The organism is Verrucosispora sp. NA02020 (genome assembly GCF_013364215.1).
Classification (GTDB): Bacteria; Actinomycetota; Actinomycetes; order Mycobacteriales; family Micromonosporaceae; genus Micromonospora.
Genome location: NZ_CP054923.1, coordinates 5,824,251 through 5,843,655, shown reverse-complemented (window position 1 = coordinate 5,843,655; position 19,405 = coordinate 5,824,251). Strand labels below are relative to the sequence as shown.

General features: G+C 70.6%; 18 protein-coding genes and 2 tRNA genes. 10 read left to right on the top strand and 10 right to left on the bottom strand.

The features are described 5' to 3' along the window. Nucleotides 1-442: 442 nt before the first annotated feature. Together HUT12_RS26005 and HUT12_RS26000 are read left to right on the top strand one after the other, a co-directional pair. A complete protein-coding gene (locus HUT12_RS26005) occupies nt 443-1,648 on the top strand; it encodes a DUF1015 family protein (RefSeq protein WP_176095041.1) in 1,206 nt (401 codons plus the stop codon). A gap of 272 nt (nt 1,649-1,920) precedes the next feature. Further along, nucleotides 1,921-2,388 (top strand): ribose-5-phosphate isomerase, encoded by a 468-nt coding sequence (locus HUT12_RS26000; protein ID WP_176095040.1) that lies wholly within the window; start codon nt 1,921-1,923, stop codon nt 2,386-2,388. Nucleotides 2,389-2,636: 248 nt separating this feature from the next. Here the strand turns inward: HUT12_RS26000 and HUT12_RS25995 are convergent, their stop codons facing one another. Both HUT12_RS25995 and HUT12_RS25990 read right to left on the bottom strand, forming a co-directional pair. After that, entirely contained in the window at nt 2,637-2,966 is a 330-nt protein-coding gene (locus HUT12_RS25995; RefSeq protein WP_176095039.1) for a hypothetical protein, read from the bottom strand. 19 nt (nt 2,967-2,985) lie between these two features. Then, entirely contained in the window at nt 2,986-4,218 is a 1,233-nt protein-coding gene (locus HUT12_RS25990; protein WP_254876965.1) for a GNAT family N-acetyltransferase, read from the bottom strand. Between the two features lie 115 nt (nt 4,219-4,333). Here HUT12_RS25990 and HUT12_RS25985 point away from each other — a divergent pair, with 115 nt between their 5' ends. Further along, nucleotides 4,334-4,873, top strand: a complete 540-nt coding sequence (locus HUT12_RS25985) for a hypothetical protein (protein ID WP_176095038.1) — start codon at nt 4,334-4,336, stop codon at nt 4,871-4,873. Between the two features lie 209 nt (nt 4,874-5,082). Here the strand turns inward: HUT12_RS25985 and HUT12_RS25980 are convergent, their stop codons facing one another. Together HUT12_RS25980 and HUT12_RS25975 are read right to left on the bottom strand one after the other, a co-directional pair. Then, nucleotides 5,083-6,312 carry a S8 family peptidase gene (locus HUT12_RS25980; protein WP_176095037.1) on the bottom strand — a complete coding sequence of 410 codons (1,230 nt, stop codon included), beginning with the start codon at nt 6,310-6,312 and terminating at the stop codon, nt 5,083-5,085. Nucleotides 6,313-6,436: 124 nt separating this feature from the next. Continuing rightward, complete coding sequence (locus tag HUT12_RS25975; protein WP_176095036.1) at nt 6,437-6,718, bottom strand: hypothetical protein; 282 nt, start codon at nt 6,716-6,718, stop codon at nt 6,437-6,439. Nucleotides 6,719-6,766: 48 nt separating this feature from the next. On the opposite strand from HUT12_RS25975, the gene HUT12_RS25970 reads away from it, so the two are divergent. Further along, nucleotides 6,767-7,555 carry an aminoglycoside N(3)-acetyltransferase gene (locus HUT12_RS25970; protein WP_131052525.1) on the top strand — a complete coding sequence of 263 codons (789 nt, stop codon included), beginning with the start codon at nt 6,767-6,769 and terminating at the stop codon, nt 7,553-7,555. A 17-nt stretch (nt 7,556-7,572) separates the two neighbouring features. Here the strand turns inward: HUT12_RS25970 and HUT12_RS25965 are convergent, their stop codons facing one another. The 3 genes from HUT12_RS25965 to HUT12_RS25955 form a co-directional block, all read right to left on the bottom strand. Further along, the gene (locus tag HUT12_RS25965; RefSeq protein ID WP_131052524.1) at nt 7,573-8,022 is read right to left on the bottom strand and encodes a hypothetical protein; all 450 of its coding nucleotides are present in this window, start codon (nt 8,020-8,022) and stop codon (nt 7,573-7,575) included. 613 nt (nt 8,023-8,635) lie between these two features. Further along, nucleotides 8,636-8,995, bottom strand: coding sequence for a hypothetical protein (locus HUT12_RS32980; protein ID WP_254876964.1), 360 nt, complete (start codon nt 8,993-8,995; stop codon nt 8,636-8,638). Nucleotides 8,996-9,573: 578 nt separating this feature from the next. Beyond that, a tRNA-Gly gene (locus HUT12_RS25955) sits at nt 9,574-9,647 on the bottom strand. A 220-nt stretch (nt 9,648-9,867) separates the two neighbouring features. Here HUT12_RS25955 and HUT12_RS25950 point away from each other — a divergent pair. From HUT12_RS25950 to HUT12_RS25925, 6 genes are all read left to right on the top strand, one after another. Beyond that, nucleotides 9,868-9,941 (top strand) — tRNA-Pro (locus tag HUT12_RS25950). 161 nt (nt 9,942-10,102) lie between these two features. Then, on the top strand, nt 10,103-11,449 hold the full coding sequence (gene tig, locus HUT12_RS25945; protein WP_131052515.1) for a trigger factor: 1,347 nt from the start codon (nt 10,103-10,105) through the stop codon (nt 11,447-11,449). A 172-nt stretch (nt 11,450-11,621) separates the two neighbouring features. Then, a complete protein-coding gene (locus HUT12_RS25940; protein ID WP_131052514.1) occupies nt 11,622-12,263 on the top strand; it encodes a ClpP family protease in 642 nt (213 codons plus the stop codon). A gap of 14 nt (nt 12,264-12,277) precedes the next feature. Next, complete coding sequence (locus tag HUT12_RS25935; RefSeq protein WP_131052513.1) at nt 12,278-12,940, top strand: ATP-dependent Clp protease proteolytic subunit; 663 nt, start codon at nt 12,278-12,280, stop codon at nt 12,938-12,940. A gap of 205 nt (nt 12,941-13,145) precedes the next feature. After that, nucleotides 13,146-14,441: an ATP-dependent Clp protease ATP-binding subunit ClpX gene (gene clpX, locus HUT12_RS25930; RefSeq protein WP_131052512.1), complete on the top strand. Its 1,296-nt coding sequence runs from the start codon at nt 13,146-13,148 to the stop codon at nt 14,439-14,441. A 61-nt stretch (nt 14,442-14,502) separates the two neighbouring features. Next, nucleotides 14,503-15,300, top strand: coding sequence for a carbon-nitrogen hydrolase family protein (locus HUT12_RS25925; protein WP_131052511.1), 798 nt, complete (start codon nt 14,503-14,505; stop codon nt 15,298-15,300). 6 nt (nt 15,301-15,306) lie between these two features. Here the strand turns inward: HUT12_RS25925 and HUT12_RS25920 are convergent, their stop codons facing one another. The 3 genes from HUT12_RS25920 to HUT12_RS25910 form a co-directional block, all read right to left on the bottom strand. Beyond that, entirely contained in the window at nt 15,307-15,534 is a 228-nt protein-coding gene (locus HUT12_RS25920) for a hypothetical protein (protein ID WP_131052510.1), read from the bottom strand. An 884-nt stretch (nt 15,535-16,418) separates the two neighbouring features. Further along, nucleotides 16,419-17,078, bottom strand: a complete 660-nt coding sequence (locus tag HUT12_RS25915; RefSeq protein WP_176095035.1) for a C39 family peptidase — start codon at nt 17,076-17,078, stop codon at nt 16,419-16,421. 436 nt (nt 17,079-17,514) lie between these two features. After that, entirely contained in the window at nt 17,515-19,299 is a 1,785-nt protein-coding gene (locus tag HUT12_RS25910; protein ID WP_254876963.1) for a beta-N-acetylhexosaminidase, read from the bottom strand. Nucleotides 19,300-19,405: the final 106 nt, after the last annotated feature.

Below are 19,405 nucleotides of genomic sequence, written 5' to 3'. Positions count from 1 at the left end.
AAAGGCCCTTCCGACGGCCTGACCCGGGTATCCGGGTCGGGTGTGGTGGGCGTGGCCCGGGTCCCCGTGACCTCGCGTCTGACCCCACCGGACCGGGACCTACGCGACCAGGGCCCACCGCCGGGACGGGTACGCCCCACCGCGCTGGTGACGCCTCAAGGCCCGCAGCACACACCCCCGGGCCAGCACCACACACCCCCAAACCCGCAGCACACGCCTGTCGGCTGGCAGCACAGACCACCCCCAAGCCGGCAGCACGGGCCTGTCGGCCGGCAGCACTCGCCCGTCGGCCGACGTCAGGCGCGCATCGAGCCGGAGTGTTAACAAGGGCCCCCTGCTCTACCTGAGGCGTTAATAAGGTGCCCTTCCTTGCGCGCCAACTGGTGGACGTCGTGCGGGTCGGCGGGAGGCGCGGTCATCGCCGCCGGTAGCGTCAGTGGACATGACGGTCGTGCACCCGATCAACCGGGCCTGGATCACCACGGGCGGCACCGGCGCCCAGAACTACGACGAGTTCGCCGACGACGCGGAGATCACCGCGATCATCGAGGCGAACCCGCAGAGCGCCCTCGGCATCGAGATGCCGCACCGGGCTCCGGAGAGCCTCGGCAAGTCCTTCGCCGACGCCCTGCCGGAGGCGGCGACCCGGCTGGCCGAGGCGAAGGCCGACGGCAGTTACACGCCGGCCGAGCAGGTGGTGGTGCTGTACCGCATCAGCGCACCCGGTGAGGACTCCGCGTACGGGCTCTGGGTGATGGTCGACACCGACCAGATCTCCACCCGCGCCGACGAGCCGGGTCTGGTCATCCGCAACGAGGACGTCTTCATCGCCAAGGTGCGCGAGCGCGTCGCGCTGGCCGAGACGCTGGGGCACCTGCTCTCGCCGGTGCTGCTGTTGCAGACCGGGCGGGGTGACGAACTGCACGCCGCGCTGGCCGCCGCCACCGAATCGGCCGGTGCGCCCGCCGCCACCGACACCGACCAGGCCGGGCGTACGCACGCCATCTGGCTGCTCGGTCCCGGGCCGCGCCAGGACGAGCTGACCGCGCTGGCCGGCGGCGGCGAGCTGGTCGTCGCCGACGGCAACCACCGCAGCCTGGCCGCCCAGACCGGTGGACTGCCGCGCTTCCTGGCGGTCGTCACCACGCCCGCCTCGGTGGCCATCCAGCCGTACAACCGGCTGGTCAGCGAGCTGACCACCACGCCCGACGAGCTGCTCGACCGGCTGCGCGCGGCGGGTGCCGAGGTCACCGACGTCACCGGTCCGGCCGAGGTCCCGGCCACCGGCGGCACCGTCGTGCTCCAGCTTCCCGGCCGGGCGTACGCGGTGACGCTGCCGCACACCGGCACCGACCGGCTGGAGAACCTGGACCACGCCCTGGTCGAGCGGCTGCTGCTGCGCGACGCCCTGGGGTTGGACCCGGGCGACAAGCGGATCACCTACGTCGGCGGTGACTACCCGGCGAGCTGGCTGACCGGTGAGGTCGAGGCCGGTCGGGCCGAGTTGGCCGTGCTCGTCGCCCCGGTGACCGTGGACGACTTCGTCGCGGTCAACCTGGCGCGGGAGAAGATGCCGCGCAAGAGCACCTGGTTCACCCCGAAGGCGCGGGGTGGCCTGGTCGTCGCCGAGCTGGTCGACCGCTCCTGACGTAGCCGCCGGCCCGCCCGTCGCCACGGGCGCGACCGACTTCGGCTCGCCGCCCGCCGTCACGCGAATCCGGCCCCGCCCCGCCATCACGGCCGGGCGGGGCCGGCGCGCGTTGCGGGCCGGCGGGCCGCCGGCACCGGCGAAGGAGGGCAGGCCCCCCGCAGCGGGCGGGGAACCGGTCCCGCGGTGAGCCGCGACACGGGCTCCCGCTCAGCGGGTCACCACACCGCCCCCGATCGGTGCGCCCCGGCGGGCCTGACAGACTGCCCGGTATGCGCGTCTACCTGGGATCCGATCACGCCGGTTTCGAGCTGAAGGTGCACCTGGCCAACCACCTCGCCAAGGAGGGCTACGAGGTGGTCGACGTGGGTCCGCACGCCTACGACCCGGACGACGACTACCCGGCCTTCTGCCTGCACGCCGGCACGCGGGTGGTGGCCGACGAGGGCAGCCTGGGCGTGGTGATCGGCGGTTCCGGCAACGGCGAGCAGATCGCGGCGAACAAGGTGGCCGGGGTGCGGGCGGCGCTGGCCTGGAGTGTGGAGACCGCGCAGCTCGGGCGGCAGCACAACGACGCCAACGTGGTCGCCGTCGGCGCGCGCCAGCACACTCTCGACGAGGCCACCGCGATCGTCGAGGCGTTCCTCACCACCGCCTTCTCCGGCAGCGACCGGCACGCCCGCCGGATCCACCAGGTGGCCGACTACGAGCGCACCCGCGAGCTGCCCGACCTGCCCTGAGCTGGTGCGGTGTCCAGAAACGTTCACCGGGCCGCGCCGGGTCCAGACGACGACCGGCGGCGTTGGAGTCGGGCCTGGATACAACACCGGTATCCAGGCCCGACTCCGCCTTGCCGGACCGCCGCCTGGACCTCGCCGCGACACCGCCAACGTTCCTGGACACCGCACTAGCGACCGGTCGGGTCGGCCGGTCGTACTCGCACATGCCCGCGGAACCCGGCCAGGCCCGGACGTGTCGCCGGGTGCGGTCAGCGGCGGGGCAACTCGTCGCGGGGGGTCCAGTTCCGGCGGACGATGACCATCCGGGCGGCCGCCTCGGCCAGGTCCTCGTCGGTGGGCCGGGCGGCGTCCCGGGCCCGCATCGCCGCGGTCACGTTCACCTGCGACGAGCCGGAGCCGACCAGCCCGCGCAGCCCCCGCTCACCCTCGTCGGCCGAGCCGCCGCCGCGCCGTCCGCGCGGCGGCGGCTCACCGCCGTCGTGCACGTTCGCGGTGGTCGCGGTGGGACCGCCGTCGACAGGAGTGTCCGGCCCGCCGTGGTGCCGGTGCCGTCGCCGTCGTCGCTCCGCGTCCGCCATCCCTTGACCGTACCCGTCGTCAGAACACCTCCAGGGCGGACGCGGCGCGGTGCCAGCCGAAGGCGGGTCCGGCGGCGGCCAGTGCCCCCGGGCGCAGCTCGCGTACCCGACCGGCGTCGGCCAGCGCGGCCAGGCCGACGCCGCCGAGGAACAGTTCGCCGAGGCACCGGACGTCGCAGGCGAGGTCCGCCGGATCGTCGGTACGCGTGCAGTCCGCCTTCTCCGGCCCGCCGTGCAGCCGCCAGCGGCCGGTGTTCTCGGGCAGCAGGTCGTCGTCCACCTCGATGACCACGTCGACGTCGGTGGCGTAGCGCCGGGCGGAGAGCGCGGCCGGCACGTCCACCACCCGTACCCAGAGCGCGTCGCTCACCTGGGCGACGAGCATGCGCGGTTCGTTCACCATCCGCAGCAGCGGCTCGTCCACCGCCGCCCGCCGGGACACGACCTGCCGGGTCAGGTCGATCGAGAGCAGCATGCGCCAGATCGCCCGGTACGCCTCCGGGGTGGCCGCCACCACCTCGTCGACGGTGGTCACGCCCTTCGGGCCGGCGTTGTTCCACTCGCCCTTGGTGCGGAACAGTCCGTAGCCGTCGACGCCGTCCAGGCCCTCGTGCAGCACCACCCGCAGCTCGGTGGCGCCGTCGCGCTGCGACTTCGGGTCCATCAGCACGTACCGCCACCAGCGTTCGTCCCGCGACGACCAGCCGGGCCGGTCGCCGCGCACCCGGTCGTAGACCGTCGCCAGGTCGGCCTGCCGGTCGGCGGGCCGCTCCAGGCGGAGCCGGCCCTCGTCCGGCGTCGGTGCCGGCAGGCGCAGCTCGGTCGTCTCGCCGTTGATCATCAACCGTTGGGCGGCCAGCCCGTACCCGAACCGGGGGTAGATCCGGCCCTCGCTGGCCCAGAGCACCGCGACCGGCTCCCGCCCGGCGTCGTGGATCTCCCGGAGCTGCCGGCGCATCATCGCGCTGAGCAGGCCCTGCCGCCGGTGGGTCGGCGCGACCCCGACCAGCGTGACGTGCGCGGCCGGCATCGCGCCGCCGGGCACACCCAGTTCCCGGGTGTACGCGGCGGCGCTGGCCACCAACTCCGACCCGTCGCGTACCACCAGGGCGCGTTCCGGCTCGAAGATCGCCCGTTCGGTCTCGTGGGCCTCGGAGTCGACCTCGTGGTGGAAGAGCACGCCGAGGAAACGGCCGATGTCGTCGTAGTCCTCGGGGCGGCCGGCGCTGATGGTGGGAGCGAAGGTGTTCACCGCTCGTGTCTAGCTGATCGACGCGGGTCGGGCGACCGATTTGCGCGCTCGTTACTCTCGAAGTCTCCAGCGGTGGCCGGTGGCCGCCGCCGGTCCAGGGGGAGGGAACGACGACATGGCCGACCAGACGCAGCCGTGGGCGGAGCGCACCGTCGAGGTGCCGCCGCAGTCCGATGCGGGCATTCCGGCCCAGCGTGACCCGTACCGGCGGGGTGTGGCCTCGGTCGGTGCCCGAGCGCCGCGCACCGAGCCGTTCCCGGTGGTGGACCACGAGCCGACCGGCACCGGCTGGCCGGGCGAGCCCGCGCCGCGCCGACCGCTGAGCTGGCACGTGGCCCAGCTCAAGCGGGGCGGGGAGTGGAGTGCGGCCGGCGCGCTGGTCGCATTCGTGTGCTGGGGGATCTGGGCGATCTCGGGCGGTGGTGACCTGGTCGGCCCGTTCCTGATCTTCATCCTGAGCCTGCTGGTCGGGGCCGGTCTGTTCGCGCTCACCCGGCTGATCGGTCGGCTGGTGCTGGAACGGCAGCTCGGCCGGGTACGCCGCAGCGCCCGGGGCGCGCACCTGGTCACGGCGATCTTCCTGACCGGTCTGGGCATCGCCTACCTGCAACAGACCCAGTGGATCGTGGACGCCTGGAACTGGCTGTTCAGCTAGCCCGACGCCGCGACGGGACACCGCGCGGACACCGGGCGGGCCGACCGTACGGCCGACCCGCCCGGAAGCGGTCGCGCAGCCCGCGACCGAGGTCGTCACTCCACCAGGACGGCGGCCTGCTTACCCGGCGTGACGCGGTTCATCCCCCGGTGACCGGCACCCGTCCGTGCTGTCCGCCCGCTGGGCCTGCGCGACCGGTCACCGGCCCGTCACGGGCCGCAGTAGAGCAGCCGGTTGGGGGTGCCGCTGCTCACTCCGCCGACCACGCCGACCGTGGCGCGCCCGGTCAGGTAGGCGGCGACCTGGGCCGGGCTCCAGCCGGGGTTGGCCTGTAGGGCGAGGGCGGCGCATCCGGCGACGTGCGCGGTCGCCGGTGACCCGCCGCTGAGGGTGGCGGTGGCGGTGTCCGAGGTGTGCCAGGTCGAGGTGATGTTCGCGCCCGGCGCGTACAGGTCGAGGCAGGAGCCGTAGTTGCCCGACGGCATCCGGGCGTCGGTGATCGTGGTGCCGGCGGCGGTCAGTGCGGCCGGCACCCGGCCGGGCGAGTAGGCGCAGGCGTTGCCGTTGGCGCTGCCGGCGGTCACCGCGTAGGTGATGCCCGAGGCGATCGAGGCGGTCACCGCCGCGTCCAACGCGCTGCTCGCGGCACCGCCCAGCGCCAGCACCGCCACCGCCGGTCGGACGGCGTTCGCGGTCACCCAGTCCACGCCGCCGATGACCTGGGCGATGCTGCCGCTGCCCGCACAGTTGAGCACCCGCACCGGGTGCAGCCGCACCCGCTTGGCCACCCCGTGCAGGGTGCCGCCGACCGTGCCGGCCAGGTGGGTGCCGTGCCCGTTGCAGTCGTCCGCCGGCAGGCCGTCCACCAGGTCCACGCCGGTGCCGACCCGTCCGCCGAAGTCCCGGTGGGTGCCGCGCACCCCGGTGTCGATCACGTACGCGCGCACGTCCGGCGCGGTGTTCGGGTACGCGTACCGGCCGTCCAGGGGAAGGTTCCGCTGGTCGATCCGGTCCAGTCCCCAGGACGGCGGATTGAGCTGCACCCCCGGGTCGGCCAGCGTCACGATCCGGTTCTGCTCGACGAAGGCGACCGCCGGATCGGCGGCGAGTCGACGGGCGGCCGGCTCGCTCAGGCGTACCTCGAATCCGCGCAGCGCGGCGGTGAAGATCCGGTCGACGCGTCCGGCGTACCGGTCGGCCAGCCGGTCGGCGACGGCCGCCGGCGTGACGCCGGTACGCGCCGTGGACTCGTCGCGGAGCACGACGAGATAGCTGCCGGCGACGGCGGTGGCCGCGTCGGCGTTCCTGATCTCGCCGGTGGCCGGAGCCGCGGCGGCAGGGCCTCCGGTCAGCGGGACCAGGACGGCGGCGGTGAGCAGGACGGCGAGGGACGCGCGGGTGGCGGCCGGACGTCGCCGGAACGGACGGGGGAGTGGCATGGTTCCTCCTCCTGGCTGCGCCCCCGGCCGGGTTCTCCGGTGGAGGCGTCGACGGTAGCCAGGATGGTACCGAGATATCCACGAGAGTGGATTGATCCGGGAGGTTCGGCGCACACTCGATCCGTCACTCCGCCAGGTAGCCGGTCGCCGGATCGATCTCGGCGAGGAACTCCCGGATCGCCTGCACCAACTCGTCCCGGGTCAACGCGAGTCCGCCCGAGTTGGTGAGTCCGAAGCCGTAGTCGTTGCGCCCGTTGAGCCAGTCGAAGTTGTACGACCCCGGCCGACCGGCCTGCGTGCTCACCCGGAACTGCTCACCGTCGACGGTCAACAGCACCGACTCCCGGTCGTCGTCCTCCGGCCGCAGGTGCTCCGGCACCAGGCCCGGTTCCGGCTCGTCCGACATGCCCGCTCCTCCCCGCCGGAGCTGCTGCTCCGGCATAAACTGTGTCCAATGGACCAGGCGAGACCGCACACCGTCCAGTCGATAAGCGCCGACCTGCGTGCGCTCGGCGTCGACGCGGGTGACGTCCTGATTCTGCACTCGTCCAACCGCAGCCTCGGGTTCGTCGCCGGAGGCATCGAGGCGCTGGTGCGCGCCCTGCTGGCGACACTCGGTCCGGACGGCACGCTCGTCGTCCCCACGCACACACCCCACAACACCGACCCGGCCGGCTGGCAGCATCCGCCCGTACCGGAATCGTGGTGGCCGGTGATCCGCGAGCAGACCCCCGGCTTCGACCCCGCCCGCACCCCGAGCCGGTGGATGGGCGCCGTCCCCGAGGTGGTGCGTACCTGGCCGGGCGCCCTGCGCAGCGACCACCCGCAACTCTCCTTCGCAGCCCTCGGCGCGGACGCCGCCGACATCGTCGCCGGCCACCGCCTCGACGACGCGCTCGGCGAGACCTCACCGCTCGGCGCGGTGTACCGGCGCGACGGCAAAGTCCTTCTGCTCGGCTGCGGCCACGACTCCAACACCTCGCTGCACCTGGCCGAGTGGCGGCACCCGTCGTCCCCACGCGCCGCCACCGGCTCCTCGGTCCGCCAACCCGACGGCATGAGCCGCTGGACGACCTGGGTGGACGTCGTCACCGACGAGAGCGACTTCATCCGACTGGGCGCCGACTTCGAGGCCACCGGCGCGGCGACGATCGGCCGCGTCGGCAACGCCACGGCCCGGCTGATGTCCCAACGTTCGCTTGTCGACTTCGCCACCACCTGGATGGCCGCCCACCGTGGTTGACCGGCTGGGGGAGACCGTCACGGAAGATCGCCGTAGAAGTCCTCGTCATCGTCGTCCGGCGGCAGCGGCGTCTGCCACCACAGGTCGACGAGGAACGTCTGGGCGTCGCCGTAACCGCTCCGATGGACCCGGACGCCGTACACCCCGGCATCCTGCGGAAGAGCGACCTCCGCCGCCGCTCCGGCAGTGATCTGCTCGACGAGCAGCTCACCGGTCGGGCAGTGCAGATCAAGCTGTCGACACTCGTCCCACGAGCCACGATCGGGCTCGGGCTCGCCGCCCCAGACCCGTAGCTCAAGGCCCACACTCCGTGGATCCGCCGGCGCCCGCACGACGATCTGGTACGTCGACGCACCGGCTACGTGACCCTCCGAATCCCGGTACGACTCCCTGTCGTCACCGGCATCGCACCACGCGTCCCGGAGAAGAAAATGCCCGTAGAGGATGCTGACCACGATGTGACGCACGGCGAGAGGCTGCATACGGTCAAAGGCTGGCACCACCGTCCGACACTCCTGTGTGAACGCTCTTCCCCAAGAGTCACTGCACAGTGGCCGGCGGAGCTCGTCGAGACCAAACCTCGCCCGCTTGGAGGTAGGCCGTCCTGGGTCGCTACGCCGAGCCCATCGACTTCACTACGATGGCCCTGCCCTTGGCCGGCACGTCCCCCACGCTGTTGAATCGGCCCGTGCGCTCAATGCTTCAGCTGCCCATCTGGGTCTACTACAGCGGCGTCCTCCTGTTCACCGGCCTACCAGTGGTCGCGTTTCTGTTACTGGGCAGTCATAGCCTCGTGATGCTCACCCTCGCTGGAAATCTCTACGCTGCCGGCTTGGGCCGTAAACTACTGTGGGAGCGCCTTGGGCGTCCGGAAATCCCGCCCAGGGCGGGCCACAACGCCAACCGGTAGCATCCGCAGCGATCAGCCGGGGAGCCACTGAAGATCGTCTACCGCTGTTTCGGTCATCGCTTGCCGGCCGGAGGCCGCCAGCAGGCCGAGCGCGACGGGCGCGCCTCCGCCCGAACCCATCATTCCCCGGTCCTGGTCATGCCTGGCAGCCGCCGCGAGATCGAAGACACCTACGCCGTGTCCTGACTGGGCCGCTGTTCGTACAGCATGGACCTTGCTTCATTCGTGACCTGCGCAAGCTGGCCGGCGGTGAGGCGCCTGGCGTCCCAGATCAGTGAGGCCACGTCTTCTACGGCTGGGTTGACCATTGTCGTTCCGCCGGCTTCGAGGCCGGTCAGAGCGGCCAGGTCGTCGGCGGGTACGGCCAGCAGGGCGGCGAAAGCGGCGACCAGGTCGGCGGTCAACTCCTTCTCGCCTCGGCCGATCCGCCCGATTGTGGAGGCGGCGAAGTAGTGGGGCGTGACCTGGGCAAGACACTTGGCCGCTCCCATCCAGCCGAGGTTCCGGTTGTGGAGCATCCGCAGGATCATGGCGCCGGGACCTGGTGGATACCGCTCATAAGGCGGCGGGGGTGGGGACGGCTGAAGGCGGTCCATCTGGGGCAATGAACGGAGGCTCTCACGTAGCCCGGTTCGCTGTTGCGCCGGAAGCCGTACCGCCGCTGAGACCAGAGACACGACCCCACTACGGGCCTCTGCATCCAGGGGCGTCAAATCATCCGGCACTGGCAGGCCCGCGATCACGAACAGGTCTGCGGTGTGCAGGTCGAGCGCGGGCGCCAGGCGCCGGAGCAGTACGGGGCTCGGTGCGTCGCCGTCGATGACGGCACGAAGCTCCACGTCCTATATGCCAGCCTGTTGGGGCGGGGCGCAAGGAGTCAGGTTCCGGTGATTCAACAGGCGGGTCAGCGGTGACGTCTGGCTTGACCTGCTGCTCATTCGGCCATGCTAGGACGCCTCCCAGGTCCGGAGTCGGCTGCTGTCGGACTAGGACTCTCCGTATCGCGCGAGAGGCTCACATTCGACCTTGCTCCTCACGAGCGGGACCGGATCGCCATAAAGAACGGCCCAGGCTGGGCGAGAACGCCGCTGACCTGGGCCGGTGGTGCTGGAGCGGGCGACGAGAATCGAACTCGCACCGTCAGTTTGGAAGACTGAAGCTCTGCCATTGAGCTACGCCCGCGTTACGCCCCGACGGATCAGGGCGCGCCGACAGCGTACCCAATGCGCGTCTGCCCCGCGCGGCCGTATCCGGTGCGGCGTCCGCGCGGTCGTCGGCGCGGCGGTACGGATGGCCGGGGATGGTGGGTAACGGCCGCGATGTCCTGTTCATCCCGTTCGGCGCGTTGGGTGACGCCCCGGCATCCCTTTGTCGGACCGACGGCATAGACTGCACGTCGCCACGGGGTGTGGCGCAGCTTGGTAGCGCACTCGCTTTGGGAGCGAGGGGCCGTGGGTTCAAATCCCGCCACCCCGACTGCCGCTCGCGGCCGGGTCGACCCGGGCGCCGGTCACCGTTCCGGGTCCTGCCGTTCGTGCGGTTCCCGGGCGCTGCCGGCCCGCCGTGCCGGCTCGCCTACACTCTATGGGCTGTAAGAGCGCCCCAGAGACAACCGAGATCCGTCAAGGAGTACGCCTGTGAAGAGCACCGTCGAGACTCTGAGCCCGACGCGCGTGCGGCTCGCCATCGAGGTGCCGTTCGTCGAGCTCGAGCCGAGCCTCAAGAAGGCGTACCGGGAGATCGGTCAGCAGATCCAGATTCCCGGCTTCCGCCGGGGCAAGGTCCCGTCCGCGATCATCGACCAGCGGGTCGGCCGGGGCACCGTGCTCAACGAGGCGGTGCAGGAGGCGATCCCGCAGAACATCCTGAGCGCGGTGCGCGAGCACGACCTCAAGACCCTGGGTCGCCCCGAGGTCGAGATCACCGAGTTCAACGACGGTGACTCGCTGAACTTCACCGCCGAGGTCGACGTCCGGCCGGAGATCACCCTGCCCGACCTGGCCAGCATCGAGGTCACGGTCGACGAGCTCAAGATCGACGACAGCGAGATCGACGAGCAGGTGAAGAGCCTGCGCGAGCGCTTCGCCACCCTCAAGACCGTGGAGCGGCCGGCCGCCGAGGGCGACTACGTGCAGATCGACCTGCGGGCGACCGTCGACGGCGAGGAGGTGCCGGGCGGCTCGGCCAGCAACATCTCCCACGAGGTGGGCAGCAAGCAGCTCCTGCCGGGCCTGGACGAGGCCGTGGTCGGCCTCTCCGCCGGCGAGGACACCACCTTCACCACCCAGCTCGTCGGCGGCGACTTCGCCGGTCGGGACGCTGACGTGGCGGTGACCGTGCGGACGGTCAAGGAGAAGGAGCTGCCCGAGCTGGACGACGACTTCGCCCAGCTGGCCAGCGAGTTCGACACCATCGGGGAGCTGCGCGACGACCTGCGTGAGCGGGTCACCCGGGGCAAGCGGGTCGAGCAGATCTACGCCGCCCGGGACAAGGCCCTCGAGCAGCTCGTCGAGGTCGCCGACGTGCCGGCGCCGGAGGGCGTCATCCGCGACGAGGTGGAGAGCCGCAAGCAGGCGATGGTCGACCAGCTCGAGCGCATCGGCGCCTCGATGGAGGACTACCTCTCCGCCGAGGAGAAGACCGAGGAGCAGATCGACACCGAGCTGACCGAGGCCGCCACCCAGGGCGTCAAGGTCCAGCTGCTGCTCGACACGCTGGCCGACGCCGAGGACACGCAGGTCTCCGACGACGAGTTCGGCCACGAGATCGTGCACCGCGCCCAGCGCGCCGGCATGGCCCCCCAGCAGTACTACGACCAGCTGGTCCGCTCCGGCACGGCCGGCGCGGTCTACGGCGACGTGCGGCGGGGCAAGGCGCTCGCCTCGGTCATGGAGCGCGTCAAGATCAAGGACTCGGCCGGCAACGAGGTGAGCCTCGACGCTCTCCGTGAGGCGAGCGAGCAGGAGCACGCGCACGAGCACTGATCGCGGGGGTGGGCCACCGTCCGCCGGTAGCGGTGGGTGGTGGCCCGATTCCTTTGCCGGGTACGCCTCTCAGGGGTCCTGCGCTGAGAGCGAACAGTGCCCGGACCGGGGCTCTGCCGCCCGGCGCAGCGGTTAGTGTCGGACACGACGGTACGGAGAGCGAAGGGCTGCCATGACCGACATGCACATCCCAGCGAAGCCGCTCCGGGCGATTGACGCCCGTGGCGGTGACACCATTGGCAACCTCGACGACTCGGTCTACAACCGGTTGCTCAAGGAGCGGATCGTCTTCCTGGGCAGCGAGGTGACCGACCAGGTCGCCAACCGCATCTGCGCGCAGCTGCTGCTGCTCGCTGCGGAGGACCCGGACCGCGACATCAACCTCTGGATCAACTCGCCCGGTGGCTCCGTCTACTCGGGTATGGCCATCTACGACACCATGCAGTTCATCGACAACGACGTGTCGACCGTGGCGATGGGCATGGCGGCCTCGATGGGCCAGCTGCTGCTCTGCGCGGGCACCAAGGGCAAGCGCTACGCCCTCCCGCACGCCCGGATCATGATGCACCAGCCCTCCGGTGGCATGGGCGGTACCGCGGCCGACATCGCGATCCAGGCCGAGCAGATGCTCTACACCAAGCGGATGTTCCAGGAGCGGGTCGCCTCCCACACCGGCCAGTCCCCGGCGCAGATCGAGGCGGACTCGGACCGTGACCGTTGGTTCACCGCCCAGGAGGCCGTGGACTACGGCTTCATCGACAAGGTGATCACCGGGGCCGCCCAGGTTCCCGAGGGCGCCGGGACCCTGAGCTGATCGAGGAGCAGACGATGACCGACCTGAGCCTGCCGCCACAGTTCGCGGCCGTGCACAACCGCTACGTCCTGCCGTCGTTCGTGGAGCGCACGTCGTACGGGGTCAAGGAGTCCAACCCGTACAACAAGCTCTTCGAGGACCGGATCATCTTCCTCGGCGTCCAGGTGGACGACGCGTCGGCCAACGACGTGATGGCCCAGCTGCTCACCCTGGAGGGGACCGACCCCGACCGGGACATCATCATGTACATCAACTCGCCCGGTGGCTCGTTCACCGCCATGACGGCGATCTACGACACCATGCAGTACGTCCGGCCGGACATCCAGACCGTGTGCCTGGGTCAGGCCGCGTCCGCCGCCGCCGTGCTGCTGGCCGCGGGCACGCCGGGCAAGCGGATGGCGCTGCCGAACTCGCGGATCATCATCCACCAGCCGGCCACCGAGGGCGGCTACGGGCAGGGCTCGGACATCGAGATCCAGGCCCGGGAGATCCTGCGGATGCGGACCCAGCTGGAGGACATGCTCTCCCGGCACTGCAACCGCGCGGTCGACCTGGTCCGCAAGGACATCGACCGCGACAAGATCATGACGGCCGAGGAGTCCCGCGAGTACGGGCTGGTCGACACGATCCTCACCAGCCGCAAGAAGGGACTGCTGGCCGCCAACTCGGCCAGCTGACCGTTACCAGGCCAGAGGCCGGCGGGGTCTGTTGCCCGCCGGCCTCTGACACACCCGTTTTGGGGGTCGGAGAAAACTCCGACAGCGGGTAACGTCGGGTCCGTACCACTTAGCCGGGCGACCGGCGGGGTAAGAAGACGGGCGGAGCGTAAGCGTCCGCAGGTCGTGGCCGGGGCTCCGGCCGATGAGTGCAGGGAGAACGTAGGTGGCACGGATCGGTGACGGTGGCGACCTACTCAAGTGCTCCTTCTGCGGTAAATCGCAGAAGCAGGTCAAGAAGCTCATCGCGGGCCCTGGGGTCTACATCTGCGACGAGTGCATCGATCTCTGTAACGAGATCATCGAAGAGGAGCTGGCCGAGTCCGGCGAGGTGAAGTGGGAAGAGCTTCCCAAGCCGATGGAGATCTGCCAGTTCCTCGACAACTACGTCGTGGGGCAGGAGCAGGCCAAGAAGGCGCTCGCCGTCGCGGTCTACAACCACTACAAGCGCATCCAGGCCGAGGCGGCCGGTGCGCCGGGCTCCGGTAACGACGGCGTCGAGCTGGCCAAGTCGAACATCCTGCTGCTCGGTCCGACCGGGTGCGGCAAGACGCACCTGGCCCAGACGCTGGCGCGGATGCTCAACGTCCCGTTCGCCATCGCCGACGCCACCGCCCTCACCGAGGCCGGCTACGTCGGCGAGGACGTGGAGAACATCCTCCTCAAGCTGATCCAGGCCGCCGACTACGACATCAAGCGTGCCGAGACCGGGATCATCTACATCGACGAGGTCGACAAGATCGCCCGGAAGTCGGAGAACCCGTCGATCACCCGGGACGTCTCCGGCGAGGGCGTGCAGCAGGCGCTGCTGAAGATGCTCGAAGGCACGGTCGCCAACGTTCCCCCGCAGGGCGGCCGGAAGCACCCGCACCAGGAGTTCATCCAGATCGACACCACCAACGTGCTGTTCATCTGCGGTGGTGCCTTCGCCGGGCTGGACCAGATCATCGAGGCGCGTACGGGTCACGGCGGCACCGGCTTCGGTGCCCGTCTCCGGGCCGTCTCCGAGCGGTCCACCGACGACATCTTCAGCCAGGTCATGCCCGAGGACATGCTCAAGTTCGGGCTGATCCCCGAGTTCATCGGCCGGCTTCCGGTGATCACCAGCGTGCGCAGCCTGGACCGCAGCGCGCTGGTCCGCATCCTCACCGAGCCCCGCAACGCGCTGGTCCGTCAGTACCAACGCCTCTTCGAGCTGGACGGCGTCGAGCTGGAGTTCGAGCACCCGGCGCTGGAGGCGATCGCCGACCAGGCGATGTTGCGTGGCACCGGTGCCCGTGGTCTGCGGGCGATCATGGAAGAGGTCCTGCTCTCCGTGATGTACGAGGTGCCCAGCAACCCCGACGCCGCCCGGGTGCTCATCGGACGCGACGCGGTGCTGGAGAACGTGAACCCGACCATCGTCCCGCGCGAGTTCACCGGCCGTCGGGCGCGGCGCGAGCGCGAGGAGAAGTCGGCCTGATCGGGCCGGTGCCAGGTGCTCGCGCTGCCGTCCACGGCAGTTCGGTCGTACGCTGGCAGGCATGCGCGTCGCTGTCTGCCAGCTGAACTCCCGGGACGACCGTAAGGCGAACCTGGTCGCCGCCGAGGCCCTGATCGATCGGGCGGCCGACGCCGGCGCCGACCTGGTGCTCCTCCCCGAGTACGTCGACTACCTCGGCCCGTCGAAGGGGATGCCTGCGGCGGAGCCGGTCGACGGCGAGGTCGGCCGGTTCTTCGCCGACGTCGCCCGTCGACGGGGTGTCTGGCTGATCGCCGGCTCGTTCCACGAGTCCGGCCCGGACCCCGAACACACCTGGAACACCACGCTGGTCTTCGACCGGTCCGGCACCCTTGCCGCCAGCTATCGCAAGATCCACCTGTACGACGTGGAGATCCCCGGCCGAGTCTCGTACCGGGAGTCCGCCACGGTGGCACCCGGTGACCGTCCCGTGGTGGTCGACGTCGAGGGCGTACGCGTCGGCCTGTCGATCTGTTACGACCTCAGGTTCCCGGAGCTCTACCGGCAGCTCGCCTCCGGCGGAGGCGCCCACCTGCTGGTGGTGCCGGCGGCGTTCATGATGCACACCGGCCGCGACCACTGGGAGGTCTTGTTGCGTGCTCGCGCGATCGAGAACCAGTGCTTCGTCGCGGCGGCCGGCCAGACCGGCGACCACGAACCCGCCCGCACCTGTTACGGCCGGAGCATGGTGGTCGACCCCTGGGGTTCGGTGCTCTCCCAGGTGCCCGACGGTCCCGGATTCGCGGTGGCCGACATCGACCTGACCCGGCTGGAACGTATCCGGGAAGAGCTGCCGAGCCTGGCCAACCGGCGGATGTGAACGGCGCTACCCCTGTAGCAGGACGCCCACCAGTGCGAAGCCGGCGATGGCGGCGGCGGTCACCAGTAATGCCGTACTCATCCGCGACGGGCCGCGCTTGATCAGACGTCCGATCGAGGCCACCACCGCGAAGAGCACGAACGCACCGATGATCAGTTGCCAGAACGGCAGGAGAAGCCCGAGTAGCGCGTCCTCGGCGAGGACCGGACTGGCGGGCCGGGACACGTCATCCATGCCAGACACTCTGGCACGTCCTGGTCTGTCCCGGTCGTCGCCGACAGGACAGGTTCCACCGCAGGGTGGTCGAGTGCCGACGGGGGGAGACCCGGGGAGACTGGCATTCGCCTTCGCAGCCCCCGGCCCGGCCCGACTGGCCCCACGGACAAGACCATCGACGGATCCTGATTTGCCTTCTCCGGGACGTCCGCGTAACTTTCTCTCTGCACGAGGGAGGCCGGGGCAAACCGGCCGAGAACGGGCGCCAGGATCGAGTCGACACCGTCGACCTGAGACTGAGACCGGGTGGTGCGAGAGACTCCCTAAGACGGAGTTGCGATCGCGAAGCCAACCGGGTAGAGTGCTGAAGCCGGCAGGGAGCCGGGTGGGTCGCCAGAGATGGTGATCGCCGGTCTGCCGCTTCCCGCGACAGAAACGACCGCCCGATGGGCGTGCGTCAGCGCGGGTCCCGAGCAAGCTACAGAGTAAAAGTCTGATTCTTCAGGTTGCACTCCGAGAGCGGCTCAGATAGTTTGGAGCGGTTGCCCCAGACGCGGTCAGGCAGAAATGCAGGATCGTGGTGTGGTGTGTGGTTGTTCTTTGAGAACTCAACAGGGTGCTTGATAAGCCAGTGCCAAATTGTTTTATGATGCCCCGTGCCAACTTTCGGGTTGGTGGGGATTCCTTTGGCAACAACATTTTGTTGCTGGGGTTTGCTTTTCCAATAGGTTTTTGTTGGCCTTTCTAAGGAGCACCATCCGGCGAAAGCTGGTATGGAGCCCGCGACCTGCGAATGTCGGGTCGGGGTGCTCAATTGGCGGAGACACTGGCGAGTTTTCTTTCGGCAACGGCCGGCAGGTTCGAGTGGCCGGCCCCCGTGTGGGGGGCCGGCCGTTGGGGTGTCAGTGGGTGGTGGCGTAGCCGCGGGTGGCGATCCAGTTGGCGAGGTCGTTGATGTGGAGGTCGTAGCGGGCGTGGTCGGGGTTGGCGGAGTCGGCGATGGTGACGGTGTTGCCGTTGTCGGTGTAGCCGGTGACGCTGATGTAGTGGCCGCCTTCGAAGCTGTGGGTGGTGCCGGTGGTGTCGGTGGTGGTGCCGGCGATGTTGGCGACGACGGCGCGGCCTTCGTCGATGGTGCGGATGATGTCGTCGCGGAGCTTGTCGGTCTGGTGGTTGTCGGCGGTGGGGGTGTTGATTTCGACGGACTTGTAGGCGTCCTTGCCGGTTTCGCGGTTGAGGACGGGGGTGATGTCGTTGATGCTGTCGGTGCCGTTCTCGGTGGTGCCCATCTGCGTGGCCATGGTGTGGACGTCGATGTTCTTGCCTTGGACGCTGAGGGCGTTGCGGGCGGCGGCGGGGCCGCAGTAGTAGAAGTTGGGCTGGGCTTCGTAGCGGACGTCGAGCTGGCGCTCGCTGTGGCCCTTGCGGTCGGCCTGCACGACGGCAGCGGCCTGGACGCCCGGGGTGGCCTGGGCGGCGATCGCGGGTGCGGCGATGCCTCCGGCGGTGGCGGCGGCAGCGGCGATGGTCAGAGCGGTCTTGCGCAGCATGGTGGTACGCATGATGATCTGAACCTTTCGTCGGGGGTGTGCGGCGATCTCCCGTGGGGGACGGGTGTGCCGCGGGGGGATGTCCCGGGTTCGTCGGCGTCCGCGCGGTGGGGACTGCTCACGACGTCCGAGCCAGGTGTAACGCCGGGGGGTGCGGGGTCATTCCGACCCGGGTCCCGGGGGGTGCGGCGCCGGGGGAGGCGTCGCGGTCATGCCATGTACAACCCTCGGCCCGGCCCGATGATTCCGCGATCGCCGCGGCCACGGCCCACCCACGAGCGGGCACGAACCAGACATCAAGGTACGAATCTCCAGCGGCAAACCGGATGATCCGGCGTTAGATTGACGCGTCCTCGCGCCCGGACCGTCCGGCGTCGAACCCCCGACATCACCTGCCCCGTCGCGAACCCGCCCACCGCGCGGGGGCGATGTTAGGAGGGGTCCCCTGCTATACACCAGGCGTTAACAAGGGGCCCTTCCTTGCAGGGGGGATGGTTGCGTGGGGCGGCCAGGGGATGTCGGGTGCGGAGTGGAAGGTGACGCCCGCCCGCGTCCAGCGCGGGCCGTGCCCGGCCAGCCGTCGACGGAAGGCGTCCCAGTCGTGGGTACGGCGGGGTGACCAGCCCAGCTCGGCGATCGCGGGCAGGCGGGGCAGCAGCATGAACTCGATCTCGTCGAGGCTCGTCACCGACTCGGTCCAGAGCGGCGCCTCCACCCCGAGTACGGCCTCGGCCGGCACGCCGGTCAGGTGCGTGCCGGGATCCCACTCGTACGCCCGACGTACGTCGATGAGACCGGCCCAGTCGTGTCCGAGCGGCGTGTCCGGGGCGTACTTCATGTCCAGGTATGCGTGGTTGCCGGGGGAGAGGATCACGCGGGCGCCCCGACGGACCGCGTCGGCGGTCTGCGGGTCGTCGCCGTTCGTGCCCCACCACTGCAGGATCCGTCCGTCGATGTGCCCGGCCGGGGCGATCTGGTGCCATCCGACGACCGTCTTGCCGAGCCCGGCGACGATCCGCTGCACCCGTTCGACGAACCCGGCGTAGACGTCGGCGGGCACCTTGAACGCCTCGTCGCCGCCGATGTGCAACAACTGGCCGGGGGTGAGTGCAGCGAGTTCGCCGAGGACGTCGGCGACGAAGTCGTACGTCCGATCGTGTGCCGGGTCGACGTAGCTGAACCCGACCTCGGTGCCGGTGTACGGCGGCGGAGCGGTCCGGTCCGGGGAGAGTTCCGGGTACGCGGCCAATGCGGCGTTGGTGTGCCCGGGCAGGTCGATCTCGGGGATGACGGTGATGTGCCGGGCCGCCGCGTACGTCACGATCCGGCGGTAGTCGGCCTGGGTGTAGTACCCGCCCGGCCCGCCTCCGACCTCGGTGGCCCCGCCGACGGTGCTCAGGTCGGGCCAGGAGTCGACGGCGATCCGCCAGCCCTGGTCGTCGGTGAGGTGCAGGTGCAGCCGGTTGAGCTTGTACCGGGCCAGGTGGTCGATCATCCGCAGCACGTCGGGTACGCCGAAGAAGTGCCGGGCCACGTCGAGCATGGCGCCCCGGTGCGGGTAGCGGGGCCGGTCGAGGATCGATCCGCCGGGCAGCACCCAGTGCCGGTCGACCGGGGTGGCGCTCTCGATGTCGGCGGGCAGCAGTTGGCGCAGCGTCTGGACCCCGTGGTGCAGGCCGGCGGCGGTGCCGGCGGTGAGGCGTACCCCGGCGCGGGTGACGTCGAGCCGGTAGCCCTCCGCACCGAGGTCGGCATCGCCGGTCAGGTCGAGGGCGATGCCGCCGGCCGGGGCGGGCTCGGTGGTGTCGGTGACCGGCAGTGGGTACCCGGTGGCGGGGCGCAGCAGCGCGGCGAGCTGCTCGGCGACGGCGAGGGCGGCGGGGTCGGCGCTGACCCGGATGACCGTGTCGGCGGTGAGCAGATGGTCGGCGCTGGCGTCCGGGGTGACGTGTTCGGGGGCCGGCACCACGTCGTCGAGGGGGACCGGCGCCGGCCGGGCGAGCTGGGTCGCCGCCTCCCGCGCCGCCGTCTCCGCCAGCTCTCCGGCGGTGCGGACCGCGTGGCCGGCCGGATCGGCGGCGGCGACCGCTGGAGCGGCGACCGCGTTGACGGCGGTGGCCTCCGGGGCGGCGGGTGGCGTGCGGTCCGCGGTGGTGCCGGTCCGCGCGGCGGGTACGCCGGCCGGGCCGGTGCTCTCGGGTGGCTGCGGGGCGGTGGTGGGGGGCGTGGACACGACGACGGCTCCGAGGGGTGTAGTCGCGGCGGTTCTGGCAAAGGTGCGAGCGTGACGCTGCGTGCCGTCAAGAGTACGGGGAGACCGGCTGTTGCGTATTCGTGCA

What these genes read in the sequence shown, in the direction of transcription:
- HUT12_RS26000 (WP_176095040.1), top strand. Translation starts at nt 1,921, where the DNA reads ATGCGCGTCTACCTGGGATCCGATCACGCCGGTTTCGAGCTGAAGGTG.
- HUT12_RS25970 (WP_131052525.1), top strand. Translation starts at nt 6,767, where the DNA reads ATGGACCAGGCGAGACCGCACACCGTCCAGTCGATAAGCGCCGACCTG.
- HUT12_RS25980 (WP_176095037.1), bottom strand. Translation starts at nt 6,312, where the DNA reads ATGCCACTCCCCCGTCCGTTCCGGCGACGTCCGGCCGCCACCCGCGCG.
- HUT12_RS25935 (WP_131052513.1), top strand. Translation starts at nt 12,278, where the DNA reads ATGACCGACCTGAGCCTGCCGCCACAGTTCGCGGCCGTGCACAACCGC.
- HUT12_RS26005 (WP_176095041.1), top strand. Translation starts at nt 443, where the DNA reads ATGACGGTCGTGCACCCGATCAACCGGGCCTGGATCACCACGGGCGGC.
- HUT12_RS32980 (WP_254876964.1), bottom strand. Translation starts at nt 8,995, where the DNA reads ATGATCCTGCGGATGCTCCACAACCGGAACCTCGGCTGGATGGGAGCG.
- HUT12_RS25925 (WP_131052511.1), top strand. Translation starts at nt 14,503, where the DNA reads ATGCGCGTCGCTGTCTGCCAGCTGAACTCCCGGGACGACCGTAAGGCG.
- HUT12_RS25915 (WP_176095035.1), bottom strand. Translation starts at nt 17,078, where the DNA reads ATGCGTACCACCATGCTGCGCAAGACCGCTCTGACCATCGCCGCTGCC.
- HUT12_RS25985 (WP_176095038.1), top strand. Translation starts at nt 4,334, where the DNA reads ATGGCCGACCAGACGCAGCCGTGGGCGGAGCGCACCGTCGAGGTGCCG.
- HUT12_RS25920 (WP_131052510.1), bottom strand. Translation starts at nt 15,534, where the DNA reads ATGGATGACGTGTCCCGGCCCGCCAGTCCGGTCCTCGCCGAGGACGCG.
- HUT12_RS25995 (WP_176095039.1), bottom strand. Translation starts at nt 2,966, where the DNA reads ATGGCGGACGCGGAGCGACGACGGCGACGGCACCGGCACCACGGCGGG.
- HUT12_RS25975 (WP_176095036.1), bottom strand. Translation starts at nt 6,718, where the DNA reads ATGTCGGACGAGCCGGAACCGGGCCTGGTGCCGGAGCACCTGCGGCCG.
- HUT12_RS25940 (WP_131052514.1), top strand. Translation starts at nt 11,622, where the DNA reads ATGACCGACATGCACATCCCAGCGAAGCCGCTCCGGGCGATTGACGCC.